This window comes from Prevotella sp. P3-122, from assembly GCF_002251365.1.
GTDB lineage: Bacteria > Bacteroidota > Bacteroidia > Bacteroidales > Bacteroidaceae > Prevotella.
This window is the reverse complement of record NZ_NPJH01000097.1, coordinates 33,532-53,876: the sequence shown is the minus strand read 5'-3', so window position 1 is coordinate 53,876 and position 20,345 is coordinate 33,532. Positions and strand designations below refer to the sequence as shown.

Below are 20,345 nucleotides of genomic sequence, written 5' to 3'. Positions count from 1 at the left end.
TCTTTTGGGTGTGACTATTTTCTTTTGAGGTGTGTTCTATAAACGATATGGTTTTATAGAACACACCTTCAATTATTATGCTTCTTTACATTGCGCTCAGCCAAGGCTGAACGGGATACGAAGAAATATCAATGCTTTTGCGCTTACAACGCATGTTGCTTAGTACCTTTTCCTGTTTTATCCCAGACACATATCCTGCAATATCTCAGACAGAGTGGGGTGTATGTGTATGATGCTTGCAAGGTCATCTGTGGTGGCGTTGCAGTTCATCAGTGCCGCTATTTCCTGCACCATGTCTGCCGAGTGCGCGCCGTAGGCGGTGCATCCGAGTATCGTGCCGTCGGTGTCTGCTGTAATCTTCACCATTCCTTCCGGCTCTGCTATGGCAAGTGCCTTGCCGTTGGCCCTGTGGTAGCCCTTCAGGCATTTGCATGGCTTGCCGAGCTGCTTGCATGCGTCCTCGCTCAGTCCCACTGTTGCTGCCTCAGGGTAGGTGAACACTGCCGATGGCATGATGTCGAGCCTTATCTTGTCGCTCTTGCCAAGGATGGTGTTTACGGCGCGGAAGCCCATTGCTGTGGCGGCGTGCGCAAGCATCTGCTTGCCCGTGACATCGCCTATGGCGTAGATGTGTGGCTGGCTTGTGCGCAGGCAGTCGTCAGTCTTTATGCCCTTAGCGTCGTAGTCTACTACAGCGGCCTCAAGGTTCAGTCCCTCTACGGACGGCTTGCGGCCTGTGGCTATCAGTACGGGGGCTCCGGCGCAAGGAAGTCTTGTCTCCGCCCCGGTCTTGTTGGACTTGAATATTACTTCCTCGTCTGTAATCTCGCTGACCGCTGAGTCCATGAAGAACGTCACACCCTGTTTCTCAATGGCCTTGCGGAGGCGCTTGGCAATGTCCTTGTCGAACATCGGAAGACATTCCTTGAGGTATTCGATTACTGTAACCTTGCTGCCGAAGCGTGCCAGGATGGAGGCGAACTCCATGCCAATGACTCCTGCACCGACGATGACCATGGTCTCTGGGAGGGATTGCAGTTGCAGTGCCTCGGTGGATGTTATAACCCTTGGATTGTCGATGCCTGTGATGGGAGGCATCCTCGATTCTGACCCTGTGGCTATGATGATGTTGTCTGCCTCTACGATGGTGTCGCCAATGGTAACAGTGTGCTCATCGGTAAATGCTGCCTGTCCCTTGACAAGAGTGATGCCTGGGGCTGAAAGCAGTTGTTCAACGCCTGTGCGTAACTGCTGTGTAACCAATGCCTTGCGCTCCATGGCTGAAGCAAAGTCTGAGGGTGCGGCAGATGCGTCGTGGGCAAGGCATTTCGTTGGTATGCACCCTGCGTTGAGACATGTGCCACCAGCCTGGTCGCGCTCTGCCACAACCACGCTAAGTCCGTTGCGGGCAGCGTAGCCGGCGGCACGATAGCCGCCGGGTCCGCTACCTATAATAAGGAGGTCTGTCTTCATTTCATCTGCTTGTAGGTGAGTACTGGTGTCTTGGCTGCGAGCACGTCGTTAATGCGTGTTATCGGAGTGGAGTGGGGGGCACCCTTGACAATTTCGGGTGTCTCGGCAGCCTCGCGGGCTATGGTTCTCATAACGTCGATGAACGCGTCGATGGTCTCACGGCTTTCGTTTTCCGTAGGCTCTATCATCATGGACTCATGGAAGAGCAGAGGGAAGTAGATGGTTGGGGCATGGTAGCCGTAGTCGAGAAGTCGCTTGGCCACATCCATGGTTGTCACTCCTGTGGACTTGTCCTTCAGTCCGTTGAATACGAACTCGTGCATGCACATTCCGCCTATGGGCAGCTCGTAGAGGTCCTTGAGGCTCTCCTTGATGTAGTTGGCGTTGAGGGTAGCGAGCGGTCCAACCATCCTGATATTCTCCTTGCCAAGAGTGAGGATGTAGGTAAGGGCACGCAGCTCTACGGCAAAGTTGCCGTGGTAGGGGTTCACCTGAGGGAAGAATTTCTCCAGTCCCTCCCTTACGCCAACCGGTCCGCTGCCCGGGCCACCACCTCCGTGAGGAGTGGAGAATGTCTTGTGGAGATTGATATGCATGACGTCGAATCCCATGTCGCCGGGACGGCATACGCCCAGCATGGGGTTGAGGTTGGCGCCATCGTAGTACATCAGTGCTCCGCAGTCGTGAACGAGCTGTGCTATCTCCGGTATCTGCCTCTCGAAGAGTCCCAGGGTATTGGGGTTTGTCATCATCATCGCTGCCACGCTGTCGTCAAGCAGTCCTTTAAGGTCCTCTACGTCCACAATTCCCTCGGCTGTGCTCTTCACCTCTATGATGTCAAGACCGCAGACGGCTGCCGAGGCTGGATTGGTGCCGTGGGCAGAGTCGGGAACGATGACCTTGGTACGGCGTGTGTCACCATTGGCCTCGTGGTATGCGCGGATAATCATCAGGCCGGTAAGCTCGCCGTGGGCGCCTGCGCAGGGCTTTAGGGTGAAGTCATGGAGTCCGGTGAGGGCAGCCAGACACTTGCGCAGAGTGTCGTGGGCCTGCTGTGCGCCCCTGACGGTGTCGGCGGGCTGCAGGGGATGGAGGTTGGCAAAAGCCGGCATGGCGGCTATTTCCTCATTGATTTTGGGATTATACTTCATGGTGCAGCTGCCAAGAGGATAGAAGCCGTTGTCAACACCGAAGTTGTTGCCGCTGTGGTTGGTGTAGTGCCTTACTACCGTAAGCTCATCAACCTCGGGCAGATCGGCGGCCTGTTGTCTGAGCAGCTGCTGTGGCAGCTGGCAATGTCCAAACTTGTTCTGTGGCAGAGAGTATGCCTGCCTACCTTCCTTTGATAGCTCGAATATGAGCTTGTCGTATATCTTATTGTTCATGGCAGAGGCTTATTAGTTGGTCAATTTCTTCCTTGGTGCGCTTCTCGGTAACGGCTATCATGAGCACGTTGTCAGCAACCTTCACTCCGCCGAAGATGCCGTTGCCGGCGAGCTTGGCAAGGAGCTCGTCAAGGTTGCCGTCGTAGGTAACACAGAACTCGTTGAAGAATGGCTTGTCGTAGGTGAGTGTGAACCTCGGGTCGCCGCAAAGCGCCTCTGCGAGATAGTGGGCAGCGTCGCACGACATCTGCGCGGCCTCCCTGAGTCCTTTCTTGCCCATGGTGGCCATGTAGATGGTTACCCATAGTGCCATGAGCGACTGGTTGCTGCAGATGTTTGACGTTGCCTTCTGACGGCGGATGTGCTGCTCGCGGGCCTGCAGGGTCAGCACGAATGCTCGCTGGCCGTTGCTGTCCTGGGTCTTTCCGACTATTCGTCCGGGCATCTTGCGCATGAGTTTCTCGGTGGTACACATATATCCTATATACGGTCCGCCCCATGACATAGGTATTCCGAGTGACTGTCCTTCGCCTACGGCAATGTCTGCGCCCCATTCTCCCGGAGTCTTCAGCACGGCGAGGTCGGCAGCTATGGAGTTCATAATCAACAGTGCCTTATGTGCGTGGCAGCTGTCGGCCACTCCCTGCAGGTCCTCAACGATGCCGTAGCGGTTGGGTTGCTGAACGATGACACCAGCCACGCCGCCATTGTCGAGCAGGTTGCCCATTTGTACGAAGTCTGTGGTTCCGTCGCTTTCTGGTATGCGCACAATCCTCATGCCGTGGAAGTGGGCATAGGTGTCGACAACCTCAGCCACCTTCGGGTCAACGGTTTCGGAAAGCAGCACGGTATCGCATTTCTTGGTTGCGGCACATGCCATCATTGCTGCCTCTGCTGTAGCTGTCGCTCCATCGTATAGCGAGGCGTTGGAGATGTCCATGCCGGTAAGCTCTGCCATCATGCTCTGGTATTCGAAGATGTAGTGCAGGGTGCCCTGCGATATTTCTGCCTGATATGGTGTGTAGCTTGTAAGGAATTCGCTTCTGCCTGCTATCTGTGGTATGAGTGCGGGCACGTAGTGGTCGTAGACACCAGCTCCGGCAAAGCATGTCAGCTGCCTGTTCTGTTTGGCGAGCTGGTCGAAGAACAGTCTTATCTCCTGCTCGCTCATTGACGACGGTATGTCGTAGTCGCCCTTAAACCTTATGCCTTCGGGTATGTCGGCATACAGGCCGTCGAGGGTGTCTGCCCCGCAGCGTTCGAGCATTTCGCTGACATCCCCGGCGGTATGTGGAAAATATTTCATGTGGATAATGAAATTTTGTTGAATGTGTGATGACGTTGTCTGGCCGTTATTTGCAGATAGCCTCGTACTCGCTTGCGCTCATGAGCGACTGCAGCTCGTCGGGGTTCTCGATACGGACCTTTATAATCCAGTTGCCGAAGGCATCGCTGTTGAGCAGCTCGGGCTCGTCCTCAAGTGCGCTGTTCACCTCGACCACGGTGCCGCTTACGGGAGAGTTGAGGTCGCTGGCGGCCTTCACACTCTCTACGGCTCCGAACTCCTCGCCTGCGCTGACCTCGTCGTCAACGTCGGGCATGTCCACGTATACGACGTTTCCCAACTCGTGCTGGGCATAGTCGGTAATGCCGATATAACCGTACTCGCCCTCAACTTTTACATACTCGTGTGACTCGCTATAGTAGAGTCCTTCAATTACTTTTGCCATAGTGTTGTTACTTTTTTATATTTGTTCTTATTGTTGTTGATGTATTTTCCTTTATACTTATACGCCTACTGCTTGTAGTGCTTCTCGTAGAACTTCTTCTTTACGACGGTTCCGTCGAACACCTTCTTCCTTATCTGTACTTTCAGCTCTGTGCCGAGTTGTGCGTATCGTGCATCGACCAGGGCCATGGCCACTGACTTGTCAACGGATATGCAGTGGTAGCCCGTGGTGATTTCTCCTACAGGCTCGCCCTGAGCGTTGAGGACGGTATATCCGTGGCGAGGGATGGCCTTGTCCTTCAGCTCTATTCCCACCAGTTTCCTGGCTACGCCATTGGCCTTCTGCTCAGCAAGTGCCTCCTTGCCGATGAATTCCTCTTTGTCGAGTTTGCAGAAGAAGCCGAGGCCGGCCATGATAGGAGATATGTCGGCAGACAGCTCGTCGCCATACAGGGGCAGTCCTACCTCGAAGCGAAGGGTGTCGCGGCAGCCCAGGCCGCACGGCTTGCAGCGTCCGCTCTCCATGAGCTTGTCCCATTGTGCGACGATAAAGTCGTGGGAGCCGTATATCTCAAATCCGTCCTCACCGGTATAGCCCGTGCGGCTCACGATAATGGTCTCGCCACAGGTGTCTATGGTCTTGGCTGTATAGAACGCCAGCTCAGCGCATGCCAGTCCCAATACTTCCTCAACAACCTTCTCTGCCTCGGGACCCTGAACGGCCAACTGGCCGTAATAGTCAGAACGGTGGTCTATGGTTACGTCGAAGCCCTCGGCATTCTGCATCATCCACTCCACGTCCTTGTCGATGTTTGCGGCGTTGATGACGATGAAGAACTTGTTGTCACCCATCTTGTACACCAGCAGGTCGTCCACGGTGCCGCCGTTGGGGTAGAGCATCATGCCGTAGTAGATCTTGTGCAAGGGTGCGCCGGCGATATTGTTGGTGAAGATGTGGTTTACATATCGCTCGGCATCGGGCCCGCTCACCCACACCTCGCCCATGTGGCTGACGTCGAACACTCCGCAGTGCTTTCTTACAGCCTCATGTTCGTCGATGATGTTTGAGTACTGTATTGGCATGTCAAAGCCTCCGAAGGGAGAGATTAGTGCTCCCAGGGCAACATGCCGGTCGTAGAGACACGTTCTTTTATTTTCCATATATTAAAGATGTTAATTGGTTTTTAGTTATATTCCTTATTATCTGTTCGGGGTGTTCGGGCAGTGCGGCGAAGATGCTGTCATGGTCGAGGGGCTGTCCTGTGAGCGGCTGTATAATCTCCGCGTTCAGGTCGCCAAGCAGGAAATAGTCGCCGAGGATGTTCACCGACTTGATGATGCCGTTCTTTATTTCCATCCTCACCTCTATGTCTCCCACACCTTCTATTCTCTGCCTGTTCACCTGCGTGTATCTCGGATTGCTGCCATAGATGAACTCCTGTGTGAGATATTCCCTCTCTATGTCCTCTATGTCCCTCTCGGCCTCCTCGTCGAGTATGGTCTCGCTGGTGCATAGGTGCTCACGCATGTATCTCTTGAAAGCCTCGATGTCGAGGTCTATATAGTCTTTCAGAAGGGCTATGTGCTGTCTGACGCTTTTCACTCCTTTCGATATGAGCTTCTCGTCGGATGGCGTTATTGATGCCACCATATTCTCCATGTTGGTGTCGTAGAGCATGGTGCCGTGTACTATGGAGTGGCCGGGTATATGGTAGAAGGCGTTACCCGACACCTTCCTTCCGTCAATCATAATGTCGTTTCGGCCAGACGCCTCGGCTGGCACACCGAGTGTGCGCAGCATGTCCGTAACCATGTTGGTGTATCTGTTGAATGTCAACGATACGTTCTCGCTCCGCGTGATGTACGAGAACATTATGTTGCTCATGTCCGCGTATACACAGCCGCCGCCGCTCTTACGCCTGTACGTTCTGATGCCCTTGGCCTTGCAGTATTCAAGGTTTACCTCGTTCTCCACGAGCTGGTTTCTTCCAAAGATGACGCTTGGTTCTACCTGCCACATGAAGAAACAGTCCTCGTCGCTGTTCAGCTTTCGTGCAACGTATTCCTCCATTGCCAGATAAAAACTCAGTCTCCTGGGTTTCTCTGTCTTCAGTGCGATGTAAATCATTTGTGTCTTGTTGTTATGGGGGTGTTCCTTTAAGCTCGTAAATTCGACACAAAAATAGGGAATAATTTCGAAATTGCAAAATTATTCCCTTTTTATTTTGTTTTTATTTAAGTTGGGGCTGAGGTCAAAGGTCAAAGGTCAAAGGTCAAAGGTCAAAGGTCGAAGGTCGAAAGGCTAAGGTCAAAGGACGAAGGTCTGAGGTTCGAGGGGTTTGAGGGGGTGATTGATGATACCATTATCGAGGTGTTTGAGGGATTCGAGTATTGTTTATGTTGGTAATTATCGCGCTGTAGGCGCAGAAGCACATAGCCCAGGGTAAAGCGTAGCGGCACCCTGGGTTGTTTCATGGCTCAGTGGAAAAATGCTGGGTGTGTTACAAGTGAATATTGCAGACTTTCTGAATGGCAGCCAACTGACATATTGACTTGCAATTGGCGTCCGTTCCTTATGGTTTTAATCTGCGTATTACCTCAAGTCGCATTGTGGGGTAAGGGGAATGTGTGCCCAAATCGGACAAAATTCACGCTCATACTATCATGGTGCATAGTGTTCAAGCTCTTTACTGCCATTGAGATTGCTTGCGGATTTGAGGTTTATGTAGGTTGCAGTTCTTCTGCCAGATAACTATATACATAGCCAGAGGACTGAAAGAAAAGTCCAGTCTTCGGATTATTCAATTTTTCAAACAAACGTGAGGTATAGACGACATCAAAGGCCTGCTCCATAGAAAGACCACGCTCGTCCATCAGTCGGGAGATAAGGTCTTTGACTATCTCCTCTTTCATGTTCTGAAATTCTGCCTGTGATACCTTCATCTGCTTGTTTGTTTTATCAGTTTGTCAATGGCTCTCTGTGTACAGAAAGCATACTGGAATGTGATGCCCTTGATATACTGAATGCGCTTCAGGAATTCCTCAAAGGAAATGTAGCCTTGTTTGTAACGTGTAATCTGGGCACCTATTCGGTCGTTTGCTATCGGGCCATACACGATGTCATAATCATGTAGAGTTCTGCCGTTGGGTTCTATTCGATGGTCATAGATGAAGTGTGCCCACTCCTCAGTATAAGCCTCAAACCGCTTGATTTGAAACTTCTCAAAAAGAGCCTCGTCAAACTCATACACATTAACGATGGGAGTGGTCTCTTCAAATTCTGCACGAAACTGTGCCAACTCCAATGCCTGCTGCTCGTCATCCGATAGATAGAAAGCCCTGCCAAAATCCTTGTTGGGCTTAGACTTTGCTAAGTCAACATGAGGGATGTCAACAGTTGAGCCATGATAGAGTTTCATAGGTTTCCGCCCCTCCTTTGACAATATTCCCGCAAGGTCTGGATGTTCTCTTCTACCGATAGCGTGTGCATCACGTTGTAATGCTTGTTGCAAAGTGCCAAAGCGCCATACTGATTGAGGTATCGGTAAGCTTTCGCCTCCGACATCCTGTTGTGAGCAGCGAACTCCGCCACCAACAACACAAGATACTCTATCCTGTCCATTACCTGCTGTGACATAAGCAAATCTCTTCCTTTTAGTCCGCACAAATACCGTGTGGCATGGCGCGGCTGATGTAACTTTGTTAGCAAAGTTACTCATTTATTTCAAATACACCAAGTGTTTACAATTTGAAGGCATCATTTTTTATTGATTTTTACGAAATTACACCTTGTCTATTCATATTAGGATGATATTATTGCTAAAATTGACTTTGAATTATTAACTATGGTGTACAGTTTGTTGTGCAAAAAATGAATATCCTAATTCTGAAGTTCATGTTTGTAATTGTCGCGCTTACAGCGCGTGCTGGTCAATATATTTTCTGCGAACAAGTAGTCAGAGTAAATCAGGAACAGTTCCATTTTGGGTACAACAAACTGGTCACCCTATTTAGTTACTCATATCTCATTGACTTGGCAGGGTGTATATGAGATATGATGAAGCTGGGGCCTACGAGTACGGCTATGCATACGGCCATGGTAACGATGTTGATGAGTGCAAAGAGCAGCCAGGTGAACTCCACGGGAACTTCGCTAACGTAGTATGTCTGCGGGTCGAGACTGACCATTCCCGTAGCCCTCTGCAACAGCAGCAGTCCTATGCCTATGGCATCGCCTATAAGCATTCCGCGCCCAATGATGAATGCCGCAAACCAGAGGAATGTCCGGCGGATGGTATTGTTGCGTGCGCCAAGTGCCTTCAGCACTCCAATCATGGTTGTGCGCTCCAGAATGATGATGAGCAGTCCGGATATCATTGTAACGCCCGCTACGGCAGTCATCAGTGCGAGTATTATCCAGACGTTCATGTCGAGCAGGTCGAGCCATGTGAAAATCTGTGGCGACAGCTCCTTTATTGACATGGCCGAGAAGGTGTTGCCCTTACGGTCGGTAGTGCGGTTGATGGCGTCTATCATACAGTCCTCCACCTCCTGCAGTCTTTCGAAATCGCTGACGGCAATCTCGGCGTTGGTAGCCTCGTCGTCCTCCCATGCGTTCAGTTTTCTGACGGTATAGATATCCGTGAAGCATGTCACCTCGTCGTATTGCGAGAGGTTTGTCCTGTATATGCCCTCAATGGTGAACCGCCTTGTCCTCACTCCGCTGTCGTCGATGAAGTAGGCGAATATTCTGTCTCCGCATTTCAGTCCGAGCTTGTCGGCCTGCGTCTTTGACACGAGCAGCTTGCCCGTGTTCTTCTTGTCGGAGAAGGCTGGTATGGAGCCTTCAACAATGTTCTGATGTATGAAGGTAGTATCGAAGTCGGGGCCCACACCCTTGAACACCAGTCCGAGAAAGTCGGAGTCGGTCTTGCCTACTCCCTGCTTAGTTGCCGTCACCTGCACATGCGTTACTCCCGGAATGCCCTTTATGGTCTTCAGGGTCTTCTGGTCGATGACGATGGGGTAGGTGGACGATGTCTGCTGTGTGAGGAAGTTGGCCACCTGTATGTGGCTTCCGAAGCCGATTACCTTGTCTCTGATGGTATGCTTGAAGCCCAGCACCACGCTCACGGTCACCAGCATCACGGCAAGTCCTATTGCCACGCCTGCCGTGGCAATCATTATGGCAGGCCGCGACACTTTGCGCTCGTTGCCCTGACTGTTGAATATGCGTTTGGCGATGAATAAGGGGAAGTTCATGTGTGGCGGTGATGGTTTGGTGGTGTGGATTAATCCTCGTCCTTTCTTCCGGGATATGCCTCCAAGGCCTTGCGGAGCACCACAAGGGCACGCTCAAGGTCGGCCTTCTTCAGAACGTAGGCTATGCGCACCTGGTTGATGCCCGCGCCGGGAGTGGTATAGAAGCCCGAGGCGGGAGCCATCATTACGGTCTCGCCCTCGTAGTTGAATGATTCCAGACACCAGCGGCAGAACTTCTCGGAGTCGTCTACGGGCAGCTTGGCAACGGTATAGAATGCCCCCATGGGTATGGGAGAGTATACTCCCGGTATGCGGTTCAGCCCGTCGATGAGGCACTTACGCCTCTCCACGTACTCGTCATACACGTCGCGGTAGTATTCCTCGGGAGCGTCGAGCGAGGCCTCGGCGACGAGCTGTCCGATGAGCGGTGGCGAGAGCCTTGCCTGACAGAATTTCATCACGGCAGCCCTCACATCCTTGTTTTTCGTTATCAGCGCGCCAATCCTGATGCCGCACTCGGAATATCTCTTCGATACGGAGTCGATGAGTATGACGTTCTGCTCTATGCCTTCCAGATGGCAGGCAGAGATGTATGGCGAGCCGGTATAGATATATTCCCTGTAAACCTCGTCTGAGAACAGGTACAGGTCGTACTTCTTCACCAGATCCCTTATCTGGTTCATCTCCCTGCGTGTGTACAGGTAACCCGTAGGGTTGTTGGGGTTGCAAATCATAATGGCGCGGGTGCGCTCGTTGATAAGCTCCTCAAACTTCTCCACCTTTGGCAGCGAGAAGCCCTCGTCTATGGTAGTGGCGATGGTGCGTATCACGGCGCCGGCCGATATGGCGAAGGCCATGTAGTTGGCGTAGGCAGGCTCGGGGACGATAATCTCGTCACCGGGGTTCAGACAGCTCATGAAGGCAAACAGCACGGCCTCGGAGCCGCCCGAGGTGATGATGATGTCGTCGGCAGTGACGTTGATGTTGTATTTCTGGTAGTACCCCACGAGCTTCTGCCTGTACGACAGGTAGCCCTGCGATGGCGAGTACTCCAGGATGTTGCGGTCGACATTCTTCAATGCGTCGAGTCCCACCTGCGGTGTCGGCAGGTCGGGCTGTCCTATGTTTAGATGGTAGACTTTGATGCCTCTCTCCTTGGCCGAGGCTGCCAACGGGGCGAGCTTCCTGATAGGCGATTCGGGCATTTCGAGTCCACGTACTGATATTTCTGGCATGGTCTTATTGTGTTATGTCCTGCAAAGGTAACAATAAATGGTAATAATCCTGCCATTTGATGTCATTTTTTTGCCTATTTCGATTTATTTTCATACTTTTGCATCCTCAAGGAACTATGCAACAAAGAAATAAGAAGATGACATACAATTCCAAGCAGGGCATGTATACTCAGTATACTGTTGGCGAGGACGCCCCCCTGCTCGAATGGCTCATGGCCAATATCCAGGGCATGAGCCGCAACAAGCTCAAGGATATCCTCAAGGGACGCGGCGTGAAGGTCAACGGAAAGGTGGTGACCCAATTCGACTATCCCTTGCTGAAAGGAATGACCGTAAGCCTCTCGCGCAGCAAGAAGAACGACACGTTCAAGAACCGCTTCGTGAAGGTAGTCTACGAGGACCGCTATCTGGTGGTCGTAGAGAAGAATCCCGGCATCCTCTCCATGGCGGCGGGTCACAAGACGCTTAACGTCAAGGCCGTGCTCGACGACTATTTCAAGACCAGCCGGCAGCGGTGTACGGCACATGTCGTACACAGGCTCGACCGCGACACCTCGGGACTGATGGTCTATGCCAAGGACATGGAGACGGAGATGGCACTGGAGAGGGATTGGCACAATATCGTCTACGACCGCAGGTATGTTGCCGTGCTGAGCGGAGAGATGGTCGAGGACGAGGGTACCATAGCCAACTGGCTTAAGGACAACAGCGCATACATAACCTACTCCAGTCCCGTGGACAACGGCGGCAAATATGCCGTGACCCATTTCCACGTCCTCGACCGTACGACCGAGCACTCGCTCGTAGAGTTCAAGTTGGAGACGGGACGCAAGAACCAGATCAGGGTACACTCTGCAGACATGGGACACCCCGTTTGTGGCGACGTGAAGTACGGCAACGGCGACGACCCCATCCACCGCCTGTGCCTGCATGCCTACATGTTGTGCTTCTTCCATCCCGTGACACGCAGGCGCATGGAGTTCGAGACTCCCATTCCGGCGCAGTTCAGAATGTTGTTCAAGTAAGGTTTTAAGGCTCGCTTGTGCCCAACTGTCACTTAACTCCTTTTATCTTCACTTAACTCCTTTTTACTACTGTCATTTATGAATACCGATTTCACATATTATATATATATCCTTGTTGCCATCATCGTCGGCATCTTTATCATCAAGAAGGTTGCCAGTTGCCTTTTCCGCACGGTGGCCATATTGGCCATCGTTGCCGCGCTTGCTGCCATATACTATTATTGTTTTGCCACTCATTGACCTACCGTACATGCACATAGCCATCATCGGAGCCGGAGCAGCGGGATGCTTTGCCGCCGTCAACATCATGCGTATGATGCCAACGGCCAAGGTGACCGTCTTCGAGAGCGGTACGAGACCCTTGGCAAAAGTTGCCGTCACGGGAGGCGGACGCTGCAACCTCACCAATTCGTTCCTTGGCGTCAGAAGCGTCGAGTCGGTATACCCGCGTGGGCACAGGCTTATGAAGCGGCTTCTCAAGGAGTTTAGCCATGAGGACGCCTACAGATGGTTTGAGGAGGCAGGCGTAAGGCTGGTCACCCAGGACGACCAGTGTGTGTTCCCGGTGTCGCAGGATGCCATGCAGATTGTCAACACACTGCTCTCCATGATGCGCAACAGCGGTGTTGGCATCCTTACCGGTCATCGTGCAAACGCCATACTGGAGTCTGCAGAGGGCGGCTACGACATATTGTTCACCAATGGCTGTTGCCGGCATGCCGACTGCGTGGTGGTGACAACAGGAGGCAGCCCCCGCCTGAGCGGGCTTTCCATGCTTTCTACGCTCGGTCTCGACATTTCTGAGCCCGTACCTTCCTTGTTCAGCCTTAGTCTTGGCAACGACCCCATAACCGCTCTAACGGGTACTGTTGTCGGGGATGTCTTCGTAGCCATTCCCGGTACCCGCATGAGGGCTTCCGGTCCTCTGCTCATCACTCATTGGGGACTGAGCGGGCCGGCCGTCCTGAAACTTTCTTCCTATGGGGCCAGATGGCTTGCCGAACATGACTATCGTGCCAACATTTCCATCAACTGGTTTGGAGATGCCAACGAGGTGGACGTAGCCGGCATGCTCTCGGCAATGGCTGCGGACAATCCCCAGAAGCAACTGCACAGTGTCTTCTCCAGAAGGTTCAACAGCCGCCTGTGGCTGTTCCTCCTTGGCAGGTGTAAGATGCGGCCCGACATGCGATGGGCGGAAATCGGCAGCAAGGGCCTTAACCGTATGGCGGCCATGCTCACCAACGACATCCATGCCGTCAGCGGTCGCTGCCGCACCAAGGACGAGTTTGTTACATGTGGTGGTGTCGCTCTCTCAAACCTCAACCCCTCAACCCTTGAATGCCGTCATCATCCCAATCTCTATTTCGCTGGCGAGGTTCTTGACGTAGATGCCGTGACAGGAGGCTTCAACCTGCAGGCAGCATGGACAATGGGGTACGTAGTGGCAAAGAGCATCAGCCTTCGACCTTAACAAAGCAACGAAGGTATCTCCGTGTGTATGGAGATACCTTCGTTGGTTAGTGCTAAAGGTTTAGGCATAAAGATGCCCACGCCTTATGCTTAATATCTGTATAACGGCTTGGCAAACACCTCTGAGTCGTCTGCGTATTCGTCGCCGGCTACACCGACTCCGATACCGTTAGATGTTCCGCTATTATAATTCTTTATTACATCCACACGGCTACGCTTTGTGAACACGTGCTTGAAGTTGTTTGCCATGGTGATGGTGGTGAAGTTATAACCTCCGTAGGTCACATCAACATAGTCGGAGAAGATGATACCCACACGCTCATGCTTGCTGACGATATATTGGTTGACAGTAGGCATGATTGATGATGCATTACCACCAGCACTACTTAATATTCCACCTGCATAACTTGCGAAATTAAGGATAAGCATACGCTCTGTGCTTGTGTCCGCAAAGTCAATATATTTCTTTACCATATCAATTTTTTGTGTTGTCGAAGTTACGCCACCCTTCTGCTGGAAATACCCAGAAAGTCCTGCTGTGCTTTCTCCAAGTGCAGCATCATCGTATATATCCTGGTAAGACACCTTGAAATCTGTCAAATTAGCACCATTCGTTCCTTGAAGATATACAGTACGTGCGATATTGTCGTTCCATGGTATTTTAGCAGCATTGTATACTTTGTTGTCTCCAGTGAGGTCATCGCGATAAATGAAGATTATCTTACCACGACAGTGACTAAATTTTATTCCGCTTGTCAAGGCTTCCAAGGCATAACCGTCATCAACAGCAGCCTTAACCAGACTATAGACGTTGTTGCTCCATGTGGTTTTTTCGCTCTCGGAAACAGAGCCAATCGTTGGCTCTTCGCAGTGAATAAATGCGAACAAACACTCTGATGGATGGCTTGCAAGATATGTCTTCATATCATTAATGGCAGCCGACAGTGTCACACCTGTACCGATGCTTGCATGCATTAATTCCAGATTATTAGGGTCTTTACCAGAAGGACGCAGGTCGAATGCACGCACACCGAGTAACAACTGTTCTGCTATGGTCTTGTTCTGGGTCTTACCCAATGCACTTGCAGAACTTGTAGCGGCATCATGCGACCCTGGAATACTCAACATTCGATAGAAGATATTCTGCGGAAGACATGCCATCCACGAACTTGTTCTTGCTGTAGTTGTGCTGCCGAACTTGTATTTCTTGTAGAATGGCTTTACTATGCCTTTGAGGTTAGTGTCTTCAGTGGTTATCATGAAGTCTTCAGCTCCATAGGCAGTTCCGACAGATGTTGACGACTTCTTGGTGTAGTAGTTGCCGTCCTTGGTACGTATGGTAATCTCGATACCATCGTTGAGCAACTGTGGCAGGAGGTAGAAGCGTACTACCTTGTCATCGCCGAGAGACTCGTAGCTTACGACACCGTCGGTCTCGCCTTTGAAGAAGTTTACCTCTATCACGTCGCTGCGGCTCGAATAGTTGTAGTTACATCCTCCATCGCCGGTAGTGGTAAGAGTCTTGTAGACGCAGTCGTATGAGAAGTGAGCTGCTATGGTTCCTCCGCTAAGGTCGCGGATGTATACGGCAGCAAAGTTGTCGGCAGCAATTTCTGTAGTAGCGCTGAGGTCAACGTCGATGACCGATGCTAAGGGAGTGAACTCAAAGTCGAGGTTTGTTTCTCCGTTAGCTGTTCTTACGGTTGCCTTCTTGGTAGATATATAGTAGCCACCGAAATTGTTGCCGTTTGTTGCCTTTCCCATGTTTTCAACATAGCTCTGCTGTGCGAATATCTGTCCCGTTACTGTTGCGCCGTTCCATTTACCTGCTCCATTGGCTTCTGTGATGGCACGACGAGGGTACATGGCATAGAAGGCATCATTATTAGCGTCTTCACTGACGTGGGCTTTATGGTCGCCTTCTACCTTAAATACTGCGTTCTTGCCATCGTTGCTCGTTGATGTCACGTTGTAGTTGTACATCAGCGTACCGTTGGTTATTGACAGTTCATCGCCATTGGACCACAGAGCCTCGTTGCCGGCACCCACGCCGGCACGAGTCTCTATAATGTTTCCGTTGTCCATATCTTCTTCACCGAGCTGTTCGTATTCACCTACGATAGTACTCTCCACCGTGTTCACGTCCTGCTCTACGACAGGCTCCTTCACGTCGGTATCTGTTATCAGCTCATCGTTGCTGCATGCCGCAAGGGCTAACACTGCAAGCGAACCTAATATATATTTCTTCATTGTAGTATACTTTTATTTGTTAGTTGTATTAGTCCCATACTGACCGCCACTTGGCAGGTTGGGTCTCTTTTGCGCCCAAGTCTTCGTCATCTTCTTTACTGTAACTTCCATTGTTACCAGTATCAGAGCCTGCAAGTATTGTCATGTTTTCGGTCAGTTCCGTAACCCGTATCTCGGGTGTTATATATTGTTTCTTCATAATAGTTTTTTTATTTTACAATTTTCTTTCCATTGATTATATACACTCCCTTGTGTGCCTTGTTCACCCTGCGTCCGCTGAGGTCGTAGATGATGTCGTTGTCAGCGTTGCCTTGGTTGTTGACATTGCTTATGCCTGTGGTATTGCTGTCGAATATCACGTTGACGAACTCCTTCGAAGCCGCACCGCTTTGAGCCTTGATATATGCGCGGAACGGGTTTACAGTCGGTTTGGTATCTTTAACCATGAAGAACGCAACGTAATCGCCGTGCTTCTGCAGCACGAAGCTGTTTTCTTCGGCAGTCATCGCCTTGTATGTACCTACCAGCTCGCCGTTGGTGTTTGTGTCGGCAGTAGCCGCTACAGATGCATCAGTAGCTGTGTAATCTCCCTTAGCAGTAACGAGTACAGGAGAGTTGGCTGCTATTGCATTAACCTCGGTTGCGTAAATATCACCACCATAGATCACGCCCTGGTCGAGTGAGTAAGCCTTGCCCGGCAATGTCGTTACAGCGAATGGCAACATCAGGGTGCCGAACTTGCCACCAGCCACGGCTGTCATGGTGTATGAGGCATTGGAGGCCGTGAATTGCTTCGTGGCCTTGAAAGGATGGCCGTCGGTAAGAACGAGGTTGGCACATGAGCCGTCTACTACCACGTTGTTAGAGTTGCTTACAGCTCCTGATTTCGCATAGATAATCGTGTTTGGATTGTCTGTTGTCTTAATTTCTGCATTTGACAGTCCAGTAGTTTCAGACAGGTCTACAACATTTGTGTTGGCTGAAATGTTACTGTTAATCTCTGCAAGAGGAGCCTCTCCATAAGCTTTTAGCACACCATCAGCATTGTCAACGAAATACTTGACATATTCAAGTTTCCAGTCATCAACCCTGAAGTTACCCTTTGTGTTTCCGTTCTGGTTTACACCCCAAGAAAGAGCACCGATGCGAAGTGTGGTCTCTTCTGTAAGCACAATATAACAACTTACGTTTGTCCATTTGTTAGTCGTTGTTAGGTATCCCTTCCAGACATTTCCTGCAAATGTAGTAGCAGACCAGTGATCAACAGCACCATCTGTAGCGTAGATATATGTGCTTGTAGAGTTCAATATATCGCCATACATATTTGCGGAGAGACGATATGCACCAGGCTTAAGGGTAATGTTCTCTTGGAAGATTGTGGCATGACGGACTTGTGAACTTGCCGTATAGTAATAGTTATTTCCATTTGAGTCAATACCGTCACTATAACCACCTGTTGAGTTTTGTGTTTTATCCCATCCTGTTGTTCCGTCATCGTAGGTCGGGTTTACTATCTTCTTGGTGTCATACGGATGTTCCAAACTGGCATTGTCCCATGCGTATGTATCGAAGTTAGCCTTCAGATAGTTGATGGCTTCCTGCAGTGTGGTGTTGTCTGTACCGTCAGCGTAGCTTGCGTATGAATTGTATGTAGCCACATAGTCGCCGGCTGTTGCGCTTTCAGTCCACGGCTTGCACTTCTCGTAGAGTTCAGAGAAAGCAGGATAGAGGTTCTGTGAATAAAGCGTCAGCGTAGGTGTGCCGAACCATATCCAGTCACCACATTTACCCGTACCATCGTGACTTATACCGAAAGAGTATGTTTTAGCATCGAGCCATACCCATACCTCGTTCACGTATTTGCCATTGTTGAATTCGTCAGTACCGGTAGAGGTCTGGTTTGGCCACCATTGCGTAGCGCCAGTAGGTTGTGTGTAATTTGTTGTCGCTGCATCTTTTCCTGTTTCGCTATAGAGAGATCGCACCTGTGTTTTGGCATCGCCAATGAAAATGTAGGCAGTAAGTGCATCCGTATTATCTTGGTATGTACTATATGCCTTGTCGGGATTGTTCGGACGGTTATATGCCGGCATGGAGAACTTGTAAAGACCAGCTTTTGTTATTGTTACCTCTGCAGAACGAGTTCCAGATGCTTGGTAGAATTCAGTGCTGTTAAGTGCCGGCAGCTCAACTGCATTTGGCTCTGGCCATGACAGCAAGGCTGTCTTCAACGTCTCTACGTCAATGACGTCATCCAGTCCTGTTGCACCTGAGGTCTTGGCATTGTTAACAGCCTCGACTGCCTGGTCGTTCTTCAGCGCATCCATCTCTGTAGCGTGTGTGTCAGGAGTGATTAATGTCCATACGTATGCTTCCACAGCAGTGTTGGCTACAGGTTTTCCGTCACTGTTTGTGCCTGCTGTAACGTATGTGTTGTACTGATTGTTCTTTATGGTGTATCCACCCTCAACGACAGACAGAGTGTATTCTTTCATCAAACTATTGTTGTCTGTATAGATATCTCCACCAGTAGCAACACCCAGTGGCATTTCATTGTCTATGAATGTGAATGTCGTAACGTTGTTGTTGTCTGTAGCAACTTTGATGGCTATACCCCATGGGTCGCGAGCAGCCTCAGTACCATATCTTGCACCACGAGAGATGTAAGTAGCATCTGTTGCTTTGATGAAGTATGTGCCATCAAAAACAGCAGGAGTGGTGAAGGTGATGGTCTGTTCGGCACAGGTTGTTTGTCCTTCATATCCGAATGCGCCGGCAGGGATTACCAAGTCGTAATTGGTTGCTGGAGATAGTCCTTCGGGCACAGTGAAAGTGAAGCTGTTACCAGAGATTGTTACATCTATTGGCGTATTGTTGAGAGTTACGTCACCTGTAAGTTTGGCAAAGGTTGCCTCAGTGTCATTGGTGGTTGCGTCAGCGTATGTCACGGTTACAGTCTGCCCTGCTTGTATGTATGAGATAGAAGGTGTTGCGTTACCGACATTGTAAGTCTTGTTGTTGGCTACCAAAGTGACGGTAGATGCTTCTGTGGAGTTGATGTAAAGATAACCGGCTGTAAGCTCAAGGTCTGTAGCTTCTGTAACGGATGTTGTCTTAGCATTTTCGTCATCAGGCATCAGCTCTCCGTTTTGTGTGTAGTAAAGTGTACCGGCAGACGAGGTAAGCTGATATGTTCCTGCAATAGGAACCTGTATTGCATACCATGTATTGGCGGTTGCGGAAACACCCGATGTAGCTTGTGTAGAGCCGTCACGCAGGTTCTTGCCGAGGTATTGCATTTGTATGTTGTCAACTTGGAACCATCCTTTAGAACTCGTTCCTTCTCCTGTTCCGGAAATACCTATACGTGTTAAGTCTGGAGCATCATTAATATAAAACTCTACCGACAAGGTGTTCCAGCCATCAATACTGTTCCATGTACTTGCAACATTAGTTATTGTGCCAGATTTATATGTGTTCCCATTATAAGTGGCATATACTCCTTGGTCTGATATGTTATTTGTGTTATCAATACGCAAGTCGCCCGAAAGGCGATATTTACCTACAGGTAACCCAATCTCTTGGTAAATATCCATAGATGTTATTTGCCCTGCCCAGGCATTATATAATTTTGTACCTTCCTTGGGTGCTGTAGTATTAATAGAGCCGTCAAGCCAACCTGCTGCAACGTAATTAATGTTCCATCCGTAAGGCTTATTGATTTTGTTACCACTTGTTGTTTCAGTTCCTTGCTCAAAACCTGCATTCGCTATCCACGAGGTCATGTCAAACGATTCATCGTCGTATTTGAGGAGTTTAAGATTATCAACATATAATTTAGCTCCATTACCAGAACCTCCCGTAGAGGTGGTGAAACCTACCCGAAATGTAACTTTTTGTTCTTTAGCAATGCTAAAATATACTTTTCCCTCTGTCCAGGTATTTTGAGTTGCAGATGATAAAGTTCCTGTTTTTGTTGTACCGTCTGCAAACTTTACACCAGTGAAGTCAACAGCAATACCTGTATTTGTATATTGATTGTTAACATAATAAGTTAATGAATATACGCCTGGAGGCAATGTGGTTTCTTGCTCAATAATTGCATCATCTCCCCATCCTGCGGATATAGCAAGAGCTGTTCCTGTCTGACCTAAGTTGTCAGCAGTAGGAGGTGTTGTACTGTTAGTGCCATCTACTGCACTCTCAAAACCATATTCTATCGTGGCTATCTGGACAGCATTATTATTACAAACACCTGCATAAGTCCAATCTGTCACAGTGTAGATCTTGCCTGTTGTACCGATTCTATCGGTCTGTGCTGTCGTACCACTCGCTTTAGTGTAAGTAACAGGCGACTCCTCGAAGCCGGCATTCTTAATGTACTTACTTGTGACATCAGTTTGCGCATGGGCTAATGATGTCCATCCCATTAATATGGCGAATAGCCATACATGGTGTAGCAATCGTTTTTTAATTTTCATAAAATAATTGTTTTTTGGTTGTTATTTAGATA

The 20,345-nt window shown here is 50.0% G+C and carries 17 protein-coding genes; 3 read left to right on the top strand and 14 right to left on the bottom strand.

Annotated features, from left to right (window positions below; genetic code table 11):
- Positions 1-177 precede the first annotated feature (177 nt).
- The 11 genes from lpdA to CIL02_RS15415 all read right to left on the bottom strand — a co-directional run bounded on the left by lpdA (position 178) and on the right by CIL02_RS15415 (position 11,084).
- On the bottom strand, positions 178-1,473 hold the full coding sequence (gene lpdA / locus CIL02_RS15465) for a dihydrolipoyl dehydrogenase (RefSeq protein WP_094403107.1): 1,296 nt from the start codon (positions 1,471-1,473) through the stop codon (positions 178-180).
- Complete coding sequence (gene gcvPB, locus CIL02_RS15460) at positions 1,470-2,858, bottom strand: aminomethyl-transferring glycine dehydrogenase subunit GcvPB (protein WP_094403106.1); 1,389 nt, start codon at positions 2,856-2,858, stop codon at positions 1,470-1,472. Before gcvPB ends, lpdA begins: the two co-directional genes overlap by 4 nt.
- Entirely contained in the window at positions 2,848-4,170 is a 1,323-nt protein-coding gene (gcvPA, locus tag CIL02_RS15455) for an aminomethyl-transferring glycine dehydrogenase subunit GcvPA (protein ID WP_094403104.1), read from the bottom strand. The genes gcvPB and gcvPA overlap by 11 nt, the downstream gene beginning before the upstream one ends.
- A gap of 40 nt (positions 4,171-4,210) precedes the next feature.
- Positions 4,211-4,588 carry a glycine cleavage system protein GcvH gene (gene gcvH / locus CIL02_RS15450; RefSeq protein WP_094403103.1) on the bottom strand — a complete coding sequence of 126 codons (378 nt, stop codon included), beginning with the start codon at positions 4,586-4,588 and terminating at the stop codon, positions 4,211-4,213.
- Positions 4,589-4,653: 65 nt separating this feature from the next.
- Entirely contained in the window at positions 4,654-5,748 is a 1,095-nt protein-coding gene (gene gcvT, locus CIL02_RS15445; RefSeq protein WP_094403101.1) for a glycine cleavage system aminomethyltransferase GcvT, read from the bottom strand.
- Positions 5,738-6,715 carry a lipoate--protein ligase gene (locus tag CIL02_RS15440; RefSeq protein ID WP_094403099.1) on the bottom strand — a complete coding sequence of 326 codons (978 nt, stop codon included), beginning with the start codon at positions 6,713-6,715 and terminating at the stop codon, positions 5,738-5,740. Before CIL02_RS15440 ends, gcvT begins: the two co-directional genes overlap by 11 nt.
- 593 nt (positions 6,716-7,308) lie before the next feature.
- Complete coding sequence (locus CIL02_RS15435) at positions 7,309-7,530, bottom strand: hypothetical protein (RefSeq protein ID WP_240513749.1); 222 nt, start codon at positions 7,528-7,530, stop codon at positions 7,309-7,311.
- Positions 7,527-8,006, bottom strand: coding sequence for a DUF3990 domain-containing protein (locus CIL02_RS15430; protein ID WP_094403097.1), 480 nt, complete (start codon positions 8,004-8,006; stop codon positions 7,527-7,529). Before CIL02_RS15430 ends, CIL02_RS15435 begins: the two co-directional genes overlap by 4 nt.
- Positions 8,003-8,224: a DUF3791 domain-containing protein gene (locus tag CIL02_RS15425; protein WP_094403095.1), complete on the bottom strand. Its 222-nt coding sequence runs from the start codon at positions 8,222-8,224 to the stop codon at positions 8,003-8,005. Before CIL02_RS15425 ends, CIL02_RS15430 begins: the two co-directional genes overlap by 4 nt.
- A 377-nt stretch (positions 8,225-8,601) precedes the next feature.
- Positions 8,602-9,849, bottom strand: coding sequence for an FtsX-like permease family protein (locus tag CIL02_RS15420; RefSeq protein ID WP_094403093.1), 1,248 nt, complete (start codon positions 9,847-9,849; stop codon positions 8,602-8,604).
- A gap of 29 nt (positions 9,850-9,878) precedes the next feature.
- Positions 9,879-11,084 (bottom strand): pyridoxal phosphate-dependent aminotransferase, encoded by a 1,206-nt coding sequence (locus CIL02_RS15415; protein ID WP_094403091.1) that lies wholly within the window; start codon positions 11,082-11,084, stop codon positions 9,879-9,881.
- A gap of 137 nt (positions 11,085-11,221) precedes the next feature.
- Here CIL02_RS15415 and CIL02_RS15410 point away from each other — a divergent pair, with 137 nt between their 5' ends.
- The 3 genes from CIL02_RS15410 (at position 11,222) to CIL02_RS15405 (ending at position 13,583) form a co-directional block, all read left to right on the top strand.
- Positions 11,222-12,109, top strand: coding sequence for an RluA family pseudouridine synthase (locus CIL02_RS15410; protein WP_094403090.1), 888 nt, complete (start codon positions 11,222-11,224; stop codon positions 12,107-12,109).
- A gap of 78 nt (positions 12,110-12,187) precedes the next feature.
- Complete coding sequence (locus CIL02_RS16480) at positions 12,188-12,349, top strand: hypothetical protein (RefSeq protein ID WP_170935130.1); 162 nt, start codon at positions 12,188-12,190, stop codon at positions 12,347-12,349.
- A complete protein-coding gene (locus tag CIL02_RS15405) occupies positions 12,336-13,583 on the top strand; it encodes an aminoacetone oxidase family FAD-binding enzyme (RefSeq protein ID WP_371589586.1) in 1,248 nt (415 codons plus the stop codon). The genes CIL02_RS16480 and CIL02_RS15405 overlap by 14 nt, the downstream gene beginning before the upstream one ends.
- An 89-nt stretch (positions 13,584-13,672) precedes the next feature.
- Here CIL02_RS15405 and CIL02_RS15400 read toward each other — a convergent pair whose 3' ends face one another.
- From CIL02_RS15400 to CIL02_RS15395, 3 genes are read right to left on the bottom strand one after another with little or no spacing between them, the layout of a single operon-like run.
- Positions 13,673-15,832 carry a hypothetical protein gene (locus tag CIL02_RS15400; protein WP_094403086.1) on the bottom strand — a complete coding sequence of 720 codons (2,160 nt, stop codon included), beginning with the start codon at positions 15,830-15,832 and terminating at the stop codon, positions 13,673-13,675.
- Between the two features lie 28 nt (positions 15,833-15,860).
- Positions 15,861-16,031 carry a hypothetical protein gene (locus tag CIL02_RS16475; RefSeq protein WP_170935129.1) on the bottom strand — a complete coding sequence of 57 codons (171 nt, stop codon included), beginning with the start codon at positions 16,029-16,031 and terminating at the stop codon, positions 15,861-15,863.
- Positions 16,032-16,041: 10 nt separating this feature from the next.
- A complete protein-coding gene (locus CIL02_RS15395) occupies positions 16,042-20,313 on the bottom strand; it encodes a hypothetical protein (protein WP_141210275.1) in 4,272 nt (1,423 codons plus the stop codon).
- Between the last annotated feature and the right edge of the window lie 32 nt (positions 20,314-20,345).